This window comes from Pseudomonas sp. NPDC089408, from assembly GCF_044749445.1.
Taxonomy (GTDB): domain Bacteria; phylum Pseudomonadota; class Gammaproteobacteria; order Pseudomonadales; family Pseudomonadaceae; genus Aquipseudomonas.
Genome location: NZ_JBIVHY010000030.1, coordinates 1 through 18,640, shown reverse-complemented (window position 1 = coordinate 18,640; position 18,640 = coordinate 1). Strand labels below are relative to the sequence as shown.

20 protein-coding genes and 1 tRNA gene are annotated in these 18,640 nt (G+C 62.6%); 6 read left to right on the top strand and 15 right to left on the bottom strand.

The genetic code is table 11. The annotated features are described in order from the left end of the window. Positions 1-8 precede the first annotated feature (8 nt). Together infC and thrS are read right to left on the bottom strand one after the other, a co-directional pair. Positions 9-560, bottom strand: coding sequence for a translation initiation factor IF-3 (gene infC / locus ACIP02_RS26885; RefSeq protein ID WP_012052879.1), 552 nt, complete (start codon positions 558-560; stop codon positions 9-11). Next, the gene (gene thrS, locus ACIP02_RS26880) at positions 560-2,482 is read right to left on the bottom strand and encodes a threonine--tRNA ligase (protein WP_201204627.1); all 1,923 of its coding nucleotides are present in this window, start codon (positions 2,480-2,482) and stop codon (positions 560-562) included. The genes infC and thrS overlap by 1 nt, the downstream gene beginning before the upstream one ends. 338 nt (positions 2,483-2,820) lie before the next feature. Between thrS and ACIP02_RS26875 the strand changes: the two genes are divergently transcribed. Beyond that, on the top strand, positions 2,821-3,126 hold the full coding sequence (locus tag ACIP02_RS26875) for a hypothetical protein (RefSeq protein ID WP_400622793.1): 306 nt from the start codon (positions 2,821-2,823) through the stop codon (positions 3,124-3,126). A gap of 162 nt (positions 3,127-3,288) precedes the next feature. Then, positions 3,289-3,501: a cold-shock protein gene (locus ACIP02_RS26870; protein ID WP_012273095.1), complete on the top strand. Its 213-nt coding sequence runs from the start codon at positions 3,289-3,291 to the stop codon at positions 3,499-3,501. A 248-nt stretch (positions 3,502-3,749) separates the two neighbouring features. On the opposite strand, the gene ACIP02_RS26865 is transcribed toward ACIP02_RS26870, so the two are convergent. Next, positions 3,750-4,070: an I78 family peptidase inhibitor gene (locus ACIP02_RS26865; RefSeq protein WP_400622791.1), complete on the bottom strand. Its 321-nt coding sequence runs from the start codon at positions 4,068-4,070 to the stop codon at positions 3,750-3,752. Between the two features lie 274 nt (positions 4,071-4,344). Here ACIP02_RS26865 and ACIP02_RS26860 point away from each other — a divergent pair, with 274 nt between their 5' ends. After that, positions 4,345-4,557, top strand: a complete 213-nt coding sequence (locus tag ACIP02_RS26860; RefSeq protein WP_201204633.1) for a hypothetical protein — start codon at positions 4,345-4,347, stop codon at positions 4,555-4,557. On the opposite strand, the gene ACIP02_RS26855 is transcribed toward ACIP02_RS26860, so the two are convergent. The 7 genes from ACIP02_RS26855 to ACIP02_RS26825 form a co-directional block, all read right to left on the bottom strand. Then, positions 4,529-5,530, bottom strand: coding sequence for a nucleoside hydrolase (locus tag ACIP02_RS26855; protein ID WP_400622789.1), 1,002 nt, complete (start codon positions 5,528-5,530; stop codon positions 4,529-4,531). The two genes, ACIP02_RS26860 and ACIP02_RS26855, sit on opposite strands and share 29 nt — an antisense overlap. A 205-nt stretch (positions 5,531-5,735) precedes the next feature. Continuing rightward, a complete protein-coding gene (gene rbsD, locus ACIP02_RS26850) occupies positions 5,736-6,134 on the bottom strand; it encodes a D-ribose pyranase (protein WP_400622787.1) in 399 nt (132 codons plus the stop codon). Continuing rightward, the gene (gene rbsK, locus ACIP02_RS26845) at positions 6,131-7,039 is read right to left on the bottom strand and encodes a ribokinase (protein WP_400622785.1); all 909 of its coding nucleotides are present in this window, start codon (positions 7,037-7,039) and stop codon (positions 6,131-6,133) included. The genes rbsD and rbsK overlap by 4 nt, the downstream gene beginning before the upstream one ends. 15 nt (positions 7,040-7,054) lie before the next feature. Then, entirely contained in the window at positions 7,055-8,077 is a 1,023-nt protein-coding gene (locus tag ACIP02_RS26840; protein WP_400622783.1) for a LacI family DNA-binding transcriptional regulator, read from the bottom strand. A gap of 4 nt (positions 8,078-8,081) precedes the next feature. Next, on the bottom strand, positions 8,082-9,077 hold the full coding sequence (locus ACIP02_RS26835; RefSeq protein WP_400622781.1) for an ABC transporter permease: 996 nt from the start codon (positions 9,075-9,077) through the stop codon (positions 8,082-8,084). Next, positions 9,074-10,627 (bottom strand): sugar ABC transporter ATP-binding protein, encoded by a 1,554-nt coding sequence (locus tag ACIP02_RS26830; RefSeq protein ID WP_400622779.1) that lies wholly within the window; start codon positions 10,625-10,627, stop codon positions 9,074-9,076. Before ACIP02_RS26830 ends, ACIP02_RS26835 begins: the two co-directional genes overlap by 4 nt. Before the next feature lie 18 nt (positions 10,628-10,645). Then, positions 10,646-11,605, bottom strand: a complete 960-nt coding sequence (locus ACIP02_RS26825) for a sugar ABC transporter substrate-binding protein (RefSeq protein WP_400622777.1) — start codon at positions 11,603-11,605, stop codon at positions 10,646-10,648. A 402-nt stretch (positions 11,606-12,007) separates the two neighbouring features. Between ACIP02_RS26825 and ACIP02_RS26820 the strand changes: the two genes are divergently transcribed. Continuing rightward, positions 12,008-13,096, top strand: a complete 1,089-nt coding sequence (locus ACIP02_RS26820) for an asparaginase (RefSeq protein WP_400622775.1) — start codon at positions 12,008-12,010, stop codon at positions 13,094-13,096. Between the two features lie 143 nt (positions 13,097-13,239). Here ACIP02_RS26820 and ACIP02_RS26815 read toward each other — a convergent pair whose 3' ends face one another. Together ACIP02_RS26815 and ACIP02_RS26810 are read right to left on the bottom strand one after the other, a co-directional pair. Continuing rightward, entirely contained in the window at positions 13,240-13,731 is a 492-nt protein-coding gene (locus ACIP02_RS26815) for a GNAT family N-acetyltransferase (protein ID WP_400622773.1), read from the bottom strand. 224 nt (positions 13,732-13,955) lie between these two features. Beyond that, the gene (locus tag ACIP02_RS26810) at positions 13,956-16,064 is read right to left on the bottom strand and encodes a TonB-dependent receptor family protein (RefSeq protein ID WP_400622771.1); all 2,109 of its coding nucleotides are present in this window, start codon (positions 16,062-16,064) and stop codon (positions 13,956-13,958) included. 153 nt (positions 16,065-16,217) lie between these two features. Here ACIP02_RS26810 and ACIP02_RS26805 point away from each other — a divergent pair, with 153 nt between their 5' ends. Both ACIP02_RS26805 and ACIP02_RS26800 read left to right on the top strand, forming a co-directional pair. Continuing rightward, on the top strand, positions 16,218-16,460 hold the full coding sequence (locus ACIP02_RS26805; protein WP_201206812.1) for a DUF1654 domain-containing protein: 243 nt from the start codon (positions 16,218-16,220) through the stop codon (positions 16,458-16,460). A gap of 6 nt (positions 16,461-16,466) precedes the next feature. After that, positions 16,467-17,159: an endonuclease gene (locus ACIP02_RS26800; RefSeq protein WP_400622768.1), complete on the top strand. Its 693-nt coding sequence runs from the start codon at positions 16,467-16,469 to the stop codon at positions 17,157-17,159. Positions 17,160-17,162: 3 nt separating this feature from the next. Here ACIP02_RS26800 and ACIP02_RS26795 read toward each other — a convergent pair whose 3' ends face one another. The 3 genes from ACIP02_RS26795 to ACIP02_RS26785 form a co-directional block, all read right to left on the bottom strand. Further along, positions 17,163-17,588 carry a GTP pyrophosphokinase gene (locus tag ACIP02_RS26795; protein WP_400622766.1) on the bottom strand — a complete coding sequence of 142 codons (426 nt, stop codon included), beginning with the start codon at positions 17,586-17,588 and terminating at the stop codon, positions 17,163-17,165. 259 nt (positions 17,589-17,847) lie between these two features. After that, positions 17,848-18,417: an SPOR domain-containing protein gene (locus ACIP02_RS26790; protein WP_400622764.1), complete on the bottom strand. Its 570-nt coding sequence runs from the start codon at positions 18,415-18,417 to the stop codon at positions 17,848-17,850. A 132-nt stretch (positions 18,418-18,549) separates the two neighbouring features. Then, positions 18,550-18,626 (bottom strand) — tRNA-Val (locus tag ACIP02_RS26785). Between the last annotated feature and the right edge of the window lie 14 nt (positions 18,627-18,640).

Sequence of the window (18,640 nt, the reverse complement as noted above, 5' to 3'; positions counted from 1 at the left end):
CCGGGAGATTACTTCTTCTTTTTGGGGGCGATGACCATCATAAGCTGGCGTCCTTCCATCTTCGGATGCTGCTCAACGGTGCCGTATTCGGCGAGGTCGGCTTCGACCCGCTTCAACAGCTCCATGCCCAGCTCCTGGTGGGCCATCTCACGGCCGCGGAATCTCAGAGAGATCTTGGCCTTGTCCCCATCGGTAAGGAAACGTACCAGGTTGCGTAGTTTTACCTGGTAATCCCCATCCTCCGTCCCTGGACGAAACTTGATTTCTTTAATCTGGATCTGCTTCTGGTTTTTCTTGGCTTCGTTAGCCTGCTTCTTCTTTTCGAAGAGGTGCTTGCCGTAGTCCATGACCTTGCAGACAGGCGGTACCGCGTCTGCAGAGATTTCTACCAGGTCCAGCTTCGCTTCATCAGCGATACGCAGCGCTTCATCAATCGAGACGATGCCAACCTGCTCGCCGTCTGCGCCAATTAACCGAACCTCGCGGGCCGAGATATTCTCGTTGATCGGGGCCTTCGGTACAGCACGCTTATCGTTTCTCATTTCACGCTTAATAGTCATTACTCCGATTCTTGGCGACCACGCCGGGAAACCGCTTGTGTCAGCAGCTCAGCGAACTGGGCGACGGGCATGGAGCCCAGGTCTGCACCTTCGCGAGTGCGCACAGCGACGGTTTGCGTTTCGACTTCGCGGTCCCCTATAACCAAAAGGTACGGGACCTTGAGCAAAGTATGCTCGCGGATTTTAAAGCCGATCTTCTCATTTCTCAAGTCCGACTTGGCACGGAAACCGCTACCGTTCAGAGATTTCTCAACCTCAAGGGCGAAATCGGCCTGTTTGTCGGTGATGTTCATGATCACCGCTTGGGTCGGGGCCAGCCACGCCGGGAACACGCCCGCGTAGTGCTCGATCAGCATGCCGATGAAGCGCTCGAACGAACCGAGGATGGCACGGTGCAGCATGACCGGGCGCACGCGGCTGTTATCTTCGGCGATATAGCTGGCATCCAGCCGTTCTGGCAGGTTCGGGTCGTACTGCAGGGTACCGCACTGCCAGTTACGGCCGAGGCAGTCGCGCAGGGTGAACTCGATTTTCGGGCCGTAGAAGGCGCCCTCGCCTGGCTGGTATTCCCACTCAAGGCCGGATTCGTTCAGGGCGTCGGCCAGTGCACCTTCGGCACGGTCCCACAGCTCTTCGGACCCGACACGCTTGGCCGGACGGGTGGACAGTTTCATTGCGATGTCGCTGAAACCGAAGTCCTTGTACACGTCCAGGGTCAGCTTGATGAAGTCGGCGGCTTCTTTCTTCACCTGTTCTTCGGTGCAGAAGATGTGCGCGTCGTCCTGTACAAAGCCACGCACGCGCATGATGCCGTGCAGGGCGCCGGACGGCTCGTTACGGTGGCAGGCACCGAACTCGGCCAGGCGCAGCGGCAGGTCGCGGTAGCTTTTCAGGCCTTGGTTGAACACCTGCACGTGGCACGGGCAGTTCATCGGTTTTACCGCGTAGTCACGGCTTTCCGACGAAGTGGTGAACATGTTCTCGGCGTAGTTGGACCAGTGGCCGGAACGCTCCCACAGAATGCGGTCGACAACCTGCGGGGTCTTGATTTCCTGGTAGCCGTTTTCGCGCTGCACGCCACGCATGTACTGCTCGAGTACCTGGTAGACGGTCCAGCCGTTGGCGTGCCAGAACACCATGCCCGGGGCTTCTTCCTGCAGGTGGAACAAATCGAGCTGCTTGCCGATCTTGCGGTGGTCGCGTTTTTCGGCTTCTTCGATGCGCTGGATGTAGGCCGCCAGCTGCTTCTTGTCAGCCCAGGCGGTGCCGTACACACGCTGCAATTGCTCGTTCTTGGCATCGCCACGCCAGTAGGCGCCGGACAGCTTGGTCAGCTTGAATGCCTTGAGGAAGCGGGTATTCGGCACGTGCGGGCCACGGCACATGTCGACGTATTCTTCGTGGTAGTACAGGCCCATGGCCTGTTCATCCGGCATGTCTTCGACCAGGCGCAGCTTGTAGTCTTCGCCACGGGCGGTGAACACATCGATGACTTCGGCGCGCGGGGTGACCTTCTTGACCACGTCGTAGTCTTTTTCGATCAGCTCCATCATGCGCTTTTCGATGGCGGCCATGTCTTCTGGGGTGAAGGGCCGCTCGTAGGCGATGTCGTAATAGAAGCCTTCGTCGATGACCGGGCCGATAACCATCTTGGCGGTCGGGTACAGCTGCTTCACCGCGTGGCCAACCAGGTGGGCACACGAATGACGGATGATCTCCAGTCCCTCTGCATCTTTAGGGGTGATGATCTGCAGGGTGGCGTCGTGGCTGATCAGGTCGCAGGCGTCGACCAGTTTGCCGTCGACCTTGCCGGCCACGGTGGCCTTGGCCAGGCCGGCACCGATGGATGCGGCTACGTCGGCTACGGATACGGCGTGATCAAACGAACGTTGACTGCCATCGGGAAGAGTAATAACGGGCATGGCGCCTCCTCTCCTAGTGGTGACCCCTACCAAAGGTCACGTGGGTTGGGATGAGCCAGTACAAGATCCGACCTGCCTTCCTTTAAAGGAAGCCTGCCTCACAGTGGCAGAAGCCTTTCGGCTTGCCAGGGACGAACCAGAGTGACTGGAAAGAAATAAAGATAGCGGCGGCCGGCAACGGCGCGACCACAAGCCGAGCATGCTAGCACGCGGGTTGCACCCCAGGCAGAAATATTTGGCAATTACATCTTTCGGGTGAACTAACGCGGAAAAAGTCCTATCAGACTTTGGGAAGCAACCTACTCTTGATGAGACCTTAACCCAAGGAGTAACTGGTTATGCGAGTTCCGTCTCTTCTGGCCCTGGCGGCCGCTGGCGCCCTGCTGCTGCCCCTGGCGGCCAACGCCGGTAACTTCCCACCCGGGAAGGAGGCTGGCTACATGGCCCAGTGCACGCAGGTGGCCAGCGGCCAGGGCGTTGATGCTGCGACCGCGAAAAAACACTGCGACTGTGGCGCCCAAGCCATCAAGAAGAATTTCACCGACGCCGAGATTGCCGACCTGGACAGCCAGGATGGCGTGGACGCCAAGCTGATGCAGAAGGCGCAAACCGTTGTGAAACAGGCCTGCGCACCGAAGAGCTGAAACCTTAAAGCCGCGTCGGGTTGACGATTCCTTGAGCTGAATCAAGATCCGGCGAAGGTAATAGGGGCTAGATGCGCAGAATTAGACTATGATGTACTCCGTGCTGGGCAGCTTCCGCTGCAATTGCACCTCTGAAAAATTAAATGTCTGGAGATTCACCCCATGTCCAATCGCCAAACCGGCACCGTCAAATGGTTCAATGATGAGAAAGGCTTCGGCTTCATCACCCCACAAGGCGGCGGCGACGACCTGTTCGTACACTTCAAAGCCATCGAATCTGACGGCTTCAAGAGCCTGAAAGAAGGCCAGACTGTTTCCTTCGTCGCCGAGCGCGGCCAGAAGGGCATGCAGGCTGCACAGGTTCGTCCGGAGTAATTCGGATAGCTGTAAAAAAACCCGCCCTTGTGGCGGGTTTTTTTATGGGGGTTTGCCAGCTATGCAGCTTCTGCAGGCGCGGCTTACTCTTGTAGGAGCGGCCTTGTGTCGCGAAAGGGCCGCAAAGCGGCCCCAGATTTCAGCTTCGTAGCATAAATGGCCGGGGCCGCTGCGCGCCCCATCGCGACGCAAGGCCGCTCCTACAGGCAGGGATCGTGTCAGCCTTGAGGCCTGCGCAGCACCGGGCATCAACCGCAGTTGACGCGTGTCACCACACCTTGCTCATTCACATTCAGGTTCAGGCGCTCGGAGCGGTACTCCAGGGTAACCACGTCGTGCGGCTTGAGAATGCGCGCCATCTGCGAGCCGCTGGCCTTGCGTGCCTGCTCGAGCAGGTCGGCGCTGGCCGGCTTGCCAATGGCAAAGTCGGCGCCGCTGGCTTCGCAGCGGCCATCGTTGCCTGCCGGGGTGGCCGGTGCTGCGCCACCGCCAGCGTTGCCACCAGTGCTGCAACCAGCCAGGACAGCAGCCACCGCCAGGGTTGCCAGGTAAGCACGGGTACGGAACATGAAGCCTCCTAAATCGGTCTGGGAACTGCCTGATCGGACAGTTCCGCTCATCATTTGTTGCAAAACCGGTCAAGTCTGCCTGAACTGTAGCAGCGAGGCGAAAAGCAATCGTGACCGGATTTTGCACAACCCGCTGCGTTTGCCATATGCTTAGCGCGCAGGCTCACTGGCGCAAAGCCATGATTTGCTGCAAGAAGTGGAGCGCATCCCGCCTCCATCGAACACCAGGGTCAGTGTTCATCCCTTCGTTCCGGGCCCCTAGCGAGAGCTTTTCATGAGCAGCCACAGCATCGATGCCGATATCAAGGTCAAGTGGGCCGAGGGCCAGAGCGCGTACAGCCCTGGCACACCAGAGGAGTTGCTGTTGATCGGCATCGACCTGCTGGTACGCGATCGCGGCGCCGAGGCGGCGCGCAGCTTCATCGAGCAAGTGCTGGAGCGCTACGCGCCGCACGCGGCTATTGCAATCGCGCCAACCGGGCGCTGAGCAGGTCGAACAGCCCCTGGGCATCGCCCTGCTCCACCCACAGCACATTGGCCGGCTGCTTGAGCACGCCGTACCAGTCGGCAATGGTCTGGCCAAAAGTCGGGCCTTCGCGGCTGTCGATGCTCATATGGATGCGCCGGCCGCTGAACAGCTCGGGTTTTAGCAGGTAGGCGATGACGCTGGCGTCGTGTACCGGGCCACCAGGCATGCCGTACAGGTCCATGTCGTGGGTGACGTAAACGTTGAGAATGTCCACAACGCGCTTGCTGGCGTGGTTGTTTACCGCTGCCAACTGCTTGAGCCGGGCGTCGCTGGTCAGCAGTTTGTGGGTGACGTCCAGCGGCAGGTAGGTCAGTTGCACGCCGCTGGCCAGTACCACTTCGGCGGCATGCGGGTCGGCGTAGAGGTTGAATTCCGCCGCCGGGGTGATGTTGCCGCCGTTGAAATGCGCACCGCCCATGACCACCACTTCCTTGATGCCCTTGGCGATGTCCGGGCGCTGTATCAGTGCCAGCGCCAGGTTGGTCTGCGGGCCGAGCATGGCCACGGTAATGCTGTGGGGTTTGGCGGTGCCGAGGGTATCGACCAGGTATTGCACGGCGTTGCCTTGGGCCAGCGGGGCTTTCGGTTCATGGACCTGAACGCCGGTCAGGCCCTCTTCACCGTGGACGTCGGCGGCGTAGATGGGCGTGCGCACCAGCGGGCGGCCGGCGCCGGCGTAGACGGGGATGTCTTCGCGGCCGGCCCATTCACGGGCCAGGCGGGCGTTGCGCGAGGTTTTATCCAGGCGCACGTTGCCGGCTACGGTGGTGATGGCGCGGATGTTGAGTTCTTCGGGCGAGGCCATGGCCAGAAACAGCGCGACCACGTCGTCGGCGCCGGGGTCGGTGTCGATGATCAGGTCGATCGGGGCAGCCTGAAGGGCGGTGGCGGTGGCCATGAAGGCGAGTCCTTGTAGCAAGGGTTTGAGCATGGGGTGGGCACTCCTTGTTGCCAAATCAAATGTCACAAGCACACCGCGATCCCTGTAGGAGCGGCCTTGTGTCGCGATGGGGCGCGAAGCGGCCCCAGATTTTCAGCTTCGCAGCATCAATTGCCGGGGCCGCTTCGCGCCCCATCGCGACACAAGGCCGCTCCTACAGGGGAACGGGCTGGCCTGGACAATGGCGTATCAGCTGTCAGAACGTAACCCCGGAAATCAGGGCAATGTTGCTGTACGGCTGGCACTCTCCGGTACGCACCACCGCCCGGGCACTGCGCGACAGCACTTTGAAGTCCTCATGGCTCAGCCACTCGCGCTTGCCCAACTTGCCTTTCAAACGTTCAATCTCGACCAGCGCCGGCGGCACCACTTTCTGCATTTCTTCAGCCAGCACATGCCGCTCTACCTGCAATTCGCTCAACACCACCCGCAACACGCTGGCGAAGTCCGGCAAACCTGGCGTAATCGCCAGGTCGATCAGCTCGACACCCGGCGGCACCGGCAACCCGGCATCGCCGATCACCAGGATGTCGCCATGCCCCATGCCGGCAATGGTCCGCGATAGGGCAATGTTCAGCAGCGGGGTTTTCTTCATGGCGTCAGCTCCGCCAGGTAGGGGATCGATGGCTGCGCACCGGCGCGGGTAACCGACAGCGCCGCCGCACGCTGGCCAAAGGCAATGGCTTCGCCCTCCTCCAGCCCGCGCACCAGGCCGGCAGCAAAGCCGCCAATGAAGGTGTCGCCAGCCGCGGTAGTGTCCAGCGGCTGCACCACGGGCGCCGGATAATGCTGATGGCCCTGGGCAGTCACCAGCAAGGCCCCTTGCGCGCCCAGGGTGATGATCACTTTACCCGCGCCCAGTTGCAGCAAGCGCGCGCCAGCACGTAGGGCGCTGCCCTGGTCGGTGACCGGGATGCCGGTCAGGGCCTCGGCCTCGCTTTCGTTAGGCGTCAGGTAATCGATGTGCGCGAACCAGTCCGCCGGCAACGGGCCGGTGGCGGGCGCCGGGTTCAGGATCACCTGCTTGCCCAGCTCACGCCCCCTGGCCAAGGTCCAGGCCACGGTCTCGGCCGGCACTTCCAGTTGGCAGATGACCACCTCGCCCCCCTGCAACAACGCATCGAAACGCTGCACCGATTGCGGCGTCAGCAGGCCATTGCCGCCCGGTATGATGACAATGCAGTTCTGGCTGGCGGCATCCACGGTGATCAGGGCAATGCCGCTGGACACACCCGGGCAGGTGCTGACGCCCTGGCAGTCGATGCCCTCGACATACAGCGCCCGGTGCAGCTGCCGGCCGTAATCGTCGTCGCCAACATTGCCGATCATCGCCACACTGCCACCCAGCCGCGCCACGGCTACGGCCTGGTTGGCACCCTTGCCGCCCGGCACAGTGAAAAAGCTTTCGCCGGGGAGCGTTTCACCAGCCCGGGGCAGGCGCTGGGCGCGGGCCACCAGGTCCATATTGAGGCTACCGACCACCACGACCTTGGCATTCATGCTGTTTCCTTAGCGTTAGCGGTAATCGTTGAACAGGGCCGGGCGTGGCCCGGTGGATTCGCGCAGGACGATGCGCGGGGCAACAATGCGTTGCTCCGCTGCGCCCTGCCGGGGTGTACCGATACGCGTCAGCAGCAGCGAGGCGGCGCTCTCGCCCAGCTCGCGGATCGACTGGCCAACCGTGGTCAGCGGTGGGTACACGTAGCGGCTAAGTTCGATGTCGTCAAAGCCGATCACCGACAGCTCGCCGGGTACGTTGATATTGCGTTCGGCAGCCGCACGCAGCACGCCAAAACCGATCATGTCGTTGCCGGCAAAAATCGCCGTAGGCCGCTTGCCCTCCAGCACCTGCGCCGCTGCTGCATGCCCGCCGGGGCTGGTGAAGTCGCAGTGCAGCACGCGGTTGCCCAGCACCGGCGCCTGCACCTCGGCCATGGCCCGGCGAAAGCCGCTCAGGCGCAGCTGGGTAACCCCGGTTTCGGCCGGGCCGCCGATGTAGGCGATGTCACGATGGCCAAGCTCCAGCAGGTGTTGGGTAGCCAGGTAGGCGCCCTGCTCATGGTCGATGCGCACCAGGTCGGCATCCACGCCTTCCAGTTCGCGGTCGACGATGACCATGGGCGTGCGCACGCTGGCCAGGCTTTGCAGCAGGTCGCTGTCCTGGCCCACCGAAGCCACCACCAGGCCGTCGATGCGCTTTTCCAGCAGCACGCGCAGGTAGCTGCGCTGCTTCTGTGGGTTGTCGTCGGAGTTGCACAAGATCACACAATAGCCGTTGCGTTCGCAGGCGTCTTCGATGCCCCGCGCCAGCTCGGCGAAGTACGGGTTGACGCTGTTGGGCACCAGCAGGCCGATGGTGGCCGTGCTGCGCGCCTTCAGCGAACGCGCCACCGCACTGGGCACGTAATCCAGTTCGATGATGGCAGCCTCCACTTTCAGCCGCACTTGCTCACTGACCGGTCGGGTCTTGTTCAGTACATGGGACACGGTGGTGTAGGAAATACCCGCCAATGCCGCGACATCTTTAATGGTTGCCATGTTGTCAGTTCCGCCGGCCTGCACGCCGGCTACGGTAAGTGTCGAGCACCACGGCGATGACGATCACCGCCCCGGTGATGATGCGTTTGGTCGGTTCGCTGGCACCGATCTGCGCCAGCCCTGCGGCCAGCACAGAAATAATCAGCACGCCAAAGAAGGTACTGATGACCGAGCCGCGCCCGCCCATCAGGCTGGTGCCGCCAATCACCACGGCGGCGATCACCTGCAGCTCCAGGCCGGAGCCGGCATTGGGGTCGGCCGCTTCCAGCCGCGAAATCTGGAACAGCGCGGCCAGGCCGGCGAGCAGGCCCATCAGGGCGAACACCAGCACCTTGTACGGGCGCGGGTCGATGCCGGCCAGGCGCACGGCCTCTTCGTTGGTGCCAATGCCGATCAGGTAGCGGCCGAACACCGTGCGGGTCAGCACCAGGTGGGCCAGCACAATCACCAGCAAGGCGATGATGAAGGCCGGCGAGATGCCAAAGGCCACCGGGTCGGAGAACCAGGCATAGGCATCGCCGATATACGCGGTGCGCGAGTCGGTGAACTGGTAGGCCAGGCCGCGGGCCATTTCCAGCACGCCAAGCGAGACGATGAACGACGGGATGCGCCAGGCCACGGTGACAGCCCCGGTGATGCTGCCCGCCAGCGCGGCCACGGCCATGCCCAGCAGCGCCGAGGGCAGCACGCCCCAGCCCCAGCCGAGAATCGCCACGCTCACAGCAGAGGCGGCCAACGCCAGCACCGAGCCCACCGACAAGTCGATGCCGCCGATGATCAGCACGAAGGTCATGCCCACCGCCAGCACCATCAGGTCGGGAATCTGGTTGGCCAGGGTGCTGAAGGTGCTGTACGACCAGAAGTGGCTGCTGAGGAACGAGAACAGCACGACCATCGCCAATAACGCGCCGGCCAGGCCCAGGTAGGTGCCCAGGCCAAAGTAGGTGCCAGTGCGGCGCACGGGGGCGGCGCTTTGGCTGTCGAGCGGGGTGGTTTTCATGCGTCCATCCTGGGGGCTGCCTCATGCAGCAGCGCGTCACGTTTCTGATAACCGGCGAAGGCGGCGGCCAGCAACTGGTCCTGCGTCCACTGGCCACGCTCGAAGGTGTCGATCAGCCGACCGGCCGAGAGCACGGCGATGCGGTCGCAGATCAACATCAGCTCGCGCAGGTCGCTGGACACCACCACCAAGGCTTTACCTTGGCGCGCCAGCTCGGCCAGCAGGCCATAGATGTCGAACTTGGCGCCGACGTCGATGCCACGGGTTGGTTCGTCAAACAGCAGCACCTGGCAGTCGCGCTCCAGCCAGCGGCCGATCACCACCTTCTGCTGGTTGCCGCCAGACAGCTCACCGACCACCTGCTGGGCGCCGGCACTGCGAATGCGCATGGCCTGGATCTGCCGTTCGGCCAAGGCCCTTTCCGCCTCGCCATCGAGCACACCGGCCCGTGACACGGCGCCCAGGTTGCCCAGGGCGATATTGGCGCTGATCGACTGGGTCAGCAGCAGGCCTTCGCCTTTGCGGTCTTCGGTAATCAGCGCAATGCCGGCGCGCACGGCGGCTTTGGGCGAGTCGATGGTGACAGCTTGCGGCGGCTGGCCGAGCGCAATGCTGCCGCTGTCGGCGCGGTCGGCGCCGTAGATCAGGCGCAACAGCTCGGTACGGCCGGCGCCGATCAGCCCGGAAATGCCAAAAATCTCCCCTGCCCTGACTTCGAACGACACATCACGCACCTTGTCGCTGCGGCTGAGGTTGTCGACCTTGAGCAACGGCGCGCCGATCTGCCGGCGGCCCAGGTCGATATGCTCACCCAGTTCGCGGCCGACCATCAGGTTGACCAGCTCGGCACTGCTGTAGCGCTGGATCGGCTCGTCGCACACCCGCTTGCCGTCGCGCAGCACGACGATACGCTGGGCCACGCGTTGCAGCTCTTCCAGGCGGTGCGAGATGTAGACGATGGCCACTCCGCGCTCGCGCAGGCGCTCGATCTGGGTGAACAGCAGCTCCACCTCACGCGCGGTGAGCATGGCGGTGGGTTCGTCGAAGATCAGCACATGGCAGTCGCCGATCAGGTTGCGGGCAATCTCGACCATCTGCTGGTGGCCGATACCCAGCTCGCCGACCGGGGTGTCCGGGTCGATGGCCTCCAGCCCGACTTGGGCCATGGCGGCGCTGGCCAACTGGCGCAGGCGCTTGTGGCCGATCCAGCCGAAGCGGCTGGGCAGGTTGCCCAGGAACAGGTTCTCCGCCACGGTCAGGGTCGGCAGCAGGTTCAGTTCCTGCATGACCATGCGCACGCCCAGGCGCTCGGCCTCGCGGCGGCTGGCCGGCGCGTAGGCCTGGCCACGGTAGGTCATGTGCCCGGTAGTAGGGTTCTCCAGGCCGCTGATCAGCTTGGACAGGGTGCTCTTGCCCGCGCCATTTTCGCCCGTCAGGGCCAGCACTTCGCCGGCCCGCAGGGTCAGGCTGACTTCGCCCAGCACCGGCTGGGCGTAGGTCTTGCCCAGGCCGCTGGCGGCGAGCACCACTTCATTGGCCGATGCAGGCATGGCCGTTTCTCCTGAGCGTCAGGGCTTTTTGGTGATGAGTTCGACCGGGGTCTGGATGACGTTGTCGGCATCCACGTCAGGCTTTTCGCCGTTGACCATTTTCAGTGCGGCCTGGATGCCGTACACCGCCTGCTGGCTGGCGGCCTGGTCGAGGGTGGCGAGCACGCGGCCATCGGCAAGCATCGGCTTGATGGCGTTGATGTTGTCGTAACCCACCACCTGCACCTGGCCGGCCTTGCCGGCGGCGCGCACGGCCGACACGGCGCCAAGGGCCATGCTGTCGTTGCCGGCCAGCAGGGCTTTCAGGTCGGGGTATTCGTTGAGCATGGAGGCGGCGACGGCGTTGCCTTTGTCGATTTCCCAATTGCCGCTTTGCACCGAGACGATCTTCATTTGCGCGGCTTCCATGGCGTCCTTGAAGCCGGCAGTGCGCTGCTGGGCGTTGGTGGTGGTCGGCACACCTTCGATGATGCCGACCTGGTCGCCGGCCTTGAGCTTCTGGCTGGCCAGGTAGTCGCCGACCAGGCGTGCGCCCTTGCGGTTGTCGGGGCCGACGAAGGGCACGCTGATGCCTTTGCTCTTGAGCAGTTCAGGGTCCAGGCGGTTGTCGATGTTGATCACCACCACGCCTTTGTCCATGGCCTTCTTCACCGCCGACACCAGCGCCTTGGAATCGGCCGGGGCGATCACCAGCGCCTTGGCGCCTGAATTGACCATTTGTTCGACGATGCGAATCTGTTCGCCGGTGTCGGTTTCGTTCTTGATGCCGTTGGCGATCAGCTCGAATTCATTGGCGTGGGTTTTCTGGTAGTCCTTGGCGCCGTCTTCCATGGTACGGAAGAACTCGTTGGCCAGCGACTTCATGACCAGGGCAACCTTGGGCTTGTCCTCGGCATGGGCAGCCGACAACGGCAAAGCCAGGGACAGAGAGGAAACGACAGCGAGGGCCAGCAGACGACCGGGGAACGGCAGTTTCATGGACGATGACTCCGAATCTTGTTTTTTTATCGGATCGCAAACGTTTGCGGTACCTAACTATGGAAACAGGACCGGGGTTTGTCAAATCCGTTTGGCTGTCGGGGCCAAAATCTGCTGGCGTTGATTATCCAGAATTTTTCCGAAAAACCGAACACCTTTTCCTAAGCTTGTTCGGATTCACGAATGGAACACTGCCCCTTGTAGGAGCGGCCTTGCGTCGCGATGAGGTGCGCAGCAGCCCCGGCGATCTGTGCTGCAGCCCGTATTTTTGGGGCTGCTGCGCACCCCATCGCGACGCAAGGCCGCTCCTACACAAGCAACGCGCACAGGCTTGGTATGAAAGATGCCTGCAAGCCTGCGCGATTCAAAACCATCTCACTAGGAAGAGAGAGAACAATAACGATGAATGCCGCACTGAAAACCTTCGCCCCCAGCGCACTCGCCCTGCTGCTGATCCTGCCAACCACCACCTCGGCCAAGGAAGCCGAAACCCAGCAGAAGCTGGCCAACGTGGTCATCCTCGCCACCGGCGGCACCATTGCCGGCGCCGGCGCCAGCGCCGCCAACAGCGCCACCTACCAGGCCGCCAAGCTGGGCGTCGACAAGCTGATCGCCGGCGTGCCGGAACTGGCCGACATTGCCAACGTGCGCGGCGAGCAGGTCATGCAGATCGCCTCGGAAAGCATCAGCAACGACGACCTGCTGAAACTGGGCAAACGCGTCGCCGAGCTGGCCGAGAGCAAGGACGTTGACGGTATCGTCATCACCCATGGCACCGACACCCTGGAAGAAACCGCCCACTTCCTCAACCTGGTCGAGAAGACCGACAAGCCGATCGTGGTAGTCGGCTCGATGCGCCCGGGCACTGCCATGTCCGCCGACGGCATGCTCAACCTGTACAACGCCGTGGCCGTGGCCGGCGACAAGCAGTCGCGGGGCAAGGGCGTGCTGGTGACCATGAACGACGAGATCCAGTCGGGTCGTGACGTGAGCAAGTCGGTCAACATCAAGACCGAAGCCTTCAAGAGCGCCTGGGGCCCGATGGGCATGGTCGTGGAAGGCAAGTCGTACTGGTTCCGCCTGCCGGCCAAGCGCCACACGGTCAACTCCGAGTTCGACATCAAGCAGATCAGCAGCCTGCCGCAGGTGGACATCGCCTATGGCTATGGCAACGTCACCGACACCGCCTACAAGGCACTGGCACAAAACGGCGCCAAGGCGCTGATCCATGCCGGTACCGGCAACGGTTCGGTGTCGTCGCGGGTGGTGCCGGCGCTGCAGGAACTGCGCAAGAACGGCGTGCAGATCATTCGCTCGTCGCACGTCAACCAGGGTGGTTTCGTGCTGCGCAACGCCGAACAGCCGGATGACAAGAACGACTGGGTCGTGGCCCATGATTTGAACCCGCAGAAGGCGCGGATCCTGGCGATGGTGGCAATGACCAAGACCCAGGACAGCAAAGAGCTGCAGCGGATTTTCTGGGAGTATTGATCGCTTGGCCAGGTGAAGCCGGGGCGCGGGTGTGCTCCGGCTTCCCTGGGCCTCACCCCTGCCTCACACCGTGTCGCCTGCTTCGCGGGCGCGCCCGCTCCCACATGGCCAGCGCTGCCTTTAAGGCATGTATGGGTTAAGTCTCAAAGGCTCATGACCATCTCATGCCAGGCCATGCCGCCGTGGTCGGAAGGCGAAGGCCGCACGTACTGGTAACCCATCTTGCGGTACAGCTCGACGTGCTGTTCCTTGCACATCAAGTGAATGGTCTGCTTGCCCTGCGCCGTCATCTGCGCGATGAACGCGTTCATCAGCCGCTTGGCGTAACCCTTGCCCTGATGAGCAGGGTCGACCACCACCGACATGATTACCACGTTGAGCGCTACCGGGTCATGCCCGACCAGCTCTTTGAACGCCTCATCGGACATCACCACTTCATGGGCACAGCCGCTGTTGATGAAGCCGACGATGCCATGCGCGTCTTCGAGCAACAGGAAGCCTTGCGGGTATTGGCTGATGCGCGTGCGGATCTTCTCCAGCGTGGCCGCTTCATCGCCCTCGTAGGCGCCGATCTCGATCGCGTAACAGCGCTCGGCATCGGCGACGACAGGCTGGCGGAAGTGGGTGATGCTCATGCGGCGGGCTCCGGAATCGGGGTAACGATGCCGCTATGTTAAATGACCTTGTGCGGGTTGGCCGAGCGGGTTTTCATCTGGCGCGACCCCTGTGGGAGCGGGCATGCCCGCGAAGAACCCAACGCGGTAGATGGCACCGGCTGCGCCGGTGTTCGCGGGGCAAGCCCGCTCCCACAGGTACAGCGCAACGTTCAAGGTCAGAGCAAGCTTCAAAGCCAGCCCCCCTACCTGAACTGATACTCCAACCCCGCCCCCGCATACCACGAACGCCCAGGCGCCGCCTCGTAGTATCGCCCGTTGCTATCCCCGACAATCACCGAGCCCACATACTGCCGATCAAACAGGTTGTCCAGGCGCACCAGTTGGTGGAACGTCCACGCCCCGACATGCTGTTCAAAGCGCGTACGCCAGTTGAACACGGCATATGCCGGTGCCGCCTTGGCGTCGTTGCTGTCGTCTACATACACCTTGCTGCGGTACTGCCCTTCAAGCCCCATGCTCACCGACGCAACCGGCTTCCACACCAGCTCGCCATACAAGTTGTCCAGCGGCACGCCCGGCAGGCGGTTGCCACGTTCGATGGCCTGGCTGACATCTTCGGCGTAGCGCGCATCGGTGCGCGTGTACACCACCGTCGCCTGCCACTGCTCGCTCAATTCACTCTGCAGGCTCGCCTCGAAGCCACGCCGTACGGTGCGACCCGCATTGCGGTAACTGGTGCGGCCGTCCGTTGAACGGTCAACGACAATCTCGTCATCGGTCTGAATCTCGTACACCGCCGCATTCAGCCGCGTGCGCTCGTTCAACCGATACTTCACGCCCACTTCATACTGCATGCTAGTGGCAGGCTTGAGCCCGAAGTTGAAACTTTCGACTTCGCCCGGTGCGTAGGCCATTTCTGCCTGGGTGGGGGTTTCGAAGCCTTTGCCAACGCTCACGTAGCCGCGCAGGTCCGGTGTAAACGCGTACATCACCGACAGTGACGGCGTGGCCTGCTGGTACTTCTTCGAACCACTGGAATCACCATTGGCCAGGTAGTGGTCGTCGACGCGCATTTTCATGGTGCTGTAACGCAGCCCCAGTTCGCTGGTCCAGTTGCCGATTTCCCAATGCGCCTGCAGGTACGGGTCCAGGCTGGTGGCGGTGTCCTGCTCGTCCCGGCGCAGCTCGCCTTTCACGCCCAGCTGGTCGCCACTGAAGTTCTGGTAGCCGCGGCGGTCATCCTTGCTCTGGTCGTAATCGGCACCGACGGTGAAGGTGAGGTTACCGGGCACGTCGGCAACCGGCTGGATCCAGCGCAAGGTGCCGCCGTGGAATTCGCGGTCGAAGTCGACCACGCCACCGCCACGCTGACTGTTGGAGACCACCGCTCTGGGAATGGACAGGTACTGCACGACGCTGCGTTGCCCCGCGTACAGGTTGAACTGCAAGGTGGCCTCGCCAAAGTAACGCTCGTAGTTCATGCCCAGTTGCTGGTGGTCGATGCTCTTGCGCGTGTTGTAGGTTTGCGCCACTGCGGCAGTGGAGCGCGGGTCGTGCTTGTAGGCGTCCCAGGTCTGCCCCAACGGGTCTTGGGTGTTGTTCTGCTCCAGGCTGCTGTAGATCAGCGCCATGCGCGAGTCGCCGTCGGGCTTGAAGTTGACCTTGGCGAAGGTCTGGTCACGGCGTGCGGCACTGTGGTCGCGGTAGCCATCGGTGTCCAGCCGCGAGGCATCCAGCACGAAACCGGCGGTGTCGGTACCGCCCTCGGCGGACAGGTGGTTCTTGTTGAAACCGTCGCTACCAAAGGTGGTTTCGGCGCCCACACGGGCCGGGCCCTGGCCGTCGCGGCTGAACATCTGGATCACCCCGCCAGCGTTGCTGCCATACAGCGTCGCGGCCGGGCCGCGCAGCACTTCGATGCGCTCGGCCACGTCCAGGTTCAGTGTGGCCGCCTGCCCTTGGCCATCGGGGGTACTGGCGGGAATACCATCGCTCAACAGCTTGATGCCACGCACGCCGAAGGCCGAGCGTGCGCCATAGCCCCGCGAGGAAATCTGCAGGTCCTGGGCATAGTTCTGGCGGTTCTGCACCACCAACCCCGGCACCTTGGTCAGTACCTCCGAGAGGTTGACGCCAAGCTGGCCATCGGTGCCATGGGACAGGTCGATGGTATCGACCGAAAACGGCAGGTCGAACGTGCTGGTCGGCGCATAGGCGCCGGTGACCACCAGGGGATCGATGAAAACTGCATCGGGCGCGTTGGCCCTGGCAGCGCCATTGGCGCCCAGGCCACCTGCAAACAGCAGGACCAGGCTGGTAGAAGAGGGAAAACGAGAAAAAAATCGATACATGCGCAGCTTCCGTAAATTGCCGCCATTACACCAGACCCGCCGCGTCAGTGCGAACGCTCGAGGAAAGCCAGTGCTGTTTTCTCCTGACAAGCTGTTGCGAAATTACTTACAGTGAAATACTGTACGTGCATACAGCAAAACAAGGAAATTCCTGTGTCCAGCACCGCCTCCGCCACCCCGAGCAGCTATGAACAGCTGGGTGTCCGCATCCAGAAGATCATCAACAGCCCCACCGCCCAGCGCAGCCGTGCGGCGCTGATCTTCCGCCTGGAACAGGAAAGCCAGGACGACTGGGAAACCCTGCTGGAGGAAATCGCCGAAAACGACAACGTTACCCTCGCCCACCGCGATGACGGCGGCGTGCAGGTTTTCTGGACCGTGCCCAAGGAAGACTGACCACGCATGAGAGTTTCGCTTTTCGCCGCTGCCTGCCTGCTACTGACCGCTCCACTTGTTCAAGCCGATGCGCCGCGCACCTTCCAGGAGGCCAAGAAGGTCGCCTGGAAACTGTATGCACCGCAATCAACCGAGTTCTATTGCGGCTGCAAGTACAAAGGCAACAAAGTCGACCTGGCCTCCTGCGGCTATACCCCACGCAAGAGTGCCCAGCGCGCTTCGCGCATCGAGTGGGAGCACATCGTGCCGGCCTGGCAGATCGGCCACCAGCGCCAGTGCTGGCAAAGCGGCGGGCGCAAGCAGTGCTCGCAGCATGACGAGGTGTACAAGCGCGCCGAGGCCGACCTGCACAACCTGGTGCCGAGCATCGGCGAGGTCAACGGCGACCGCAGCAACTTCAGTTTCGGCTGGCTGCCCGAGCAGCGCGGGCAGTATGGCAGCTGCCTGACCCAGGTCGATTTCAAGGCAAAGAAAGTCATGCCGCGCCCCTCGGTCCGCGGCATGATCGCGCGCACCTATTTCTACATGAGCAAGCAGTACAACCTGCGCCTGTCCAAACAGGACCGCCAGTTGTTCGAGGCCTGGAACAAGACCTACCCGCCGCAAGCCTGGGAGCAGCAGCGCAACCAGCGGGTGGCCTGTGTGATGGGGCGCGGTAACGAATTTGTCGGGCCGGTCAACCTCAAGGCCTGTGGCTGAGCCTCAGGCCAATGCCTGCAGGTACGCGCTGGCTTCCCGATAACGGACCAGCCGCGCCAGGTCGGCGGGGCCTGGGCAGGGGATGCGCGTAAGGTCGCTGTTGTCGGCCAGGTCGGCCAGCTTGACCGTGCGCGCCAACGGGTCATCGCCCAGGCGCACCACGAAGTCCTGGTAGGCCTCGCCCTCGCGGCGGCTAAGCGCCAGCAAGGCGGCAAGGATTTTAAGCGCGAAGCCCTCGCGCGCCAGGTCGGACAGGGTCAACGGGGTGTCTTCGATCACATCGTGAAGCACCGCGACAATCCGTTGTTCAGGTGTGGCAACCCGCATCATCACGCGTAGCGGGTGGAGGATATAAGCCGCCCCACCCTTGTCATATTGCCCTTCATGCGCCCTGGCGGCCACGGCAATGGCCCGCTCCAGTGTAGACATGAGGTTCCCCCCGTTCAGCATCTCCCAACCCAAGCATAGCCAAAGTTGGCTGAAAGGTGTCTATCTCGCGTTCTGGCTCTGGGTTTTACTCAGCGGCCAAGGCTGGGCACGATCCCCTGTAGGAGCGGTTTTACCCGCGAAAGGGCCGGGACCGGCAACCTGGCTATCTGCTTGAACGACCTTGTGTCAGGGCTTCTGGCCTCTTCGCGGGTAAACCCGCTCCTACAAGAGACCGCGTCAGCTTGTGGAACCCGGGGTGTTAGCGGGCTACGCCGTGCTGGATAACCACCGAATCTGTCCCCAGCTTGGCCATTACTTCGTCCCGGCGCGCCTGCGCGGCTTCACGGGTCGGGAATGGCCCCATCAGCACCACTGGCTTGCCGTCGCGGTATTCCACCGACGACGGGATGCCCTTTTCGATCAGGCGTGCGGTCATGTCGCTGAGCGCGCCCATGTTGGCGCCCTGCACCACTTCCACATCCCAGCCCTCGGGGGCCGGCTGGTCGGCCAGCGCGTCGGCACGGCGCTGCAGGTCAGCACCACCGCACAGCTCACGGATGCGCAGGTTGTTGCCGGTGTCATCGACGATGATGTCGTACTGGCCATCGCGCTTGATCGCCACGTAGCTGCGGTAGGCCTCGTACTGCCCGGCATCGTCCTTGCCGCGAACCTGGCCGCAGATGGTGCCCTGGGTGTCGATCCGCACGTTGCCGAACTTGGCCGTCTTGGGGTTGTGCAGGTGTTCGGCCACCTGCTTGTGCACGCCTTCGACCTCGTTCTCACAGCCCGCCAGGGCGAGCACTGCCATTACCACAGCCAGTTTGCGCACGCGTGTACCTCCAGATTCGAAGGGGCGGATTCTAGCATGGCGGGCCATGCCCGAGCCGCGACCAAACGTTACACGCTGCGTCGCGCGCAAATGCAAAAAGGGCGATCATTTCTGATCGCCCTTTCTGGGATTTGGTAGGCACAATTGGACTCGAACCAACGACCCCCACCATGTCAAGGTGGTGCTCTAACCAACTGAGCTATGTGCCTGTCGTGTGGTGCGC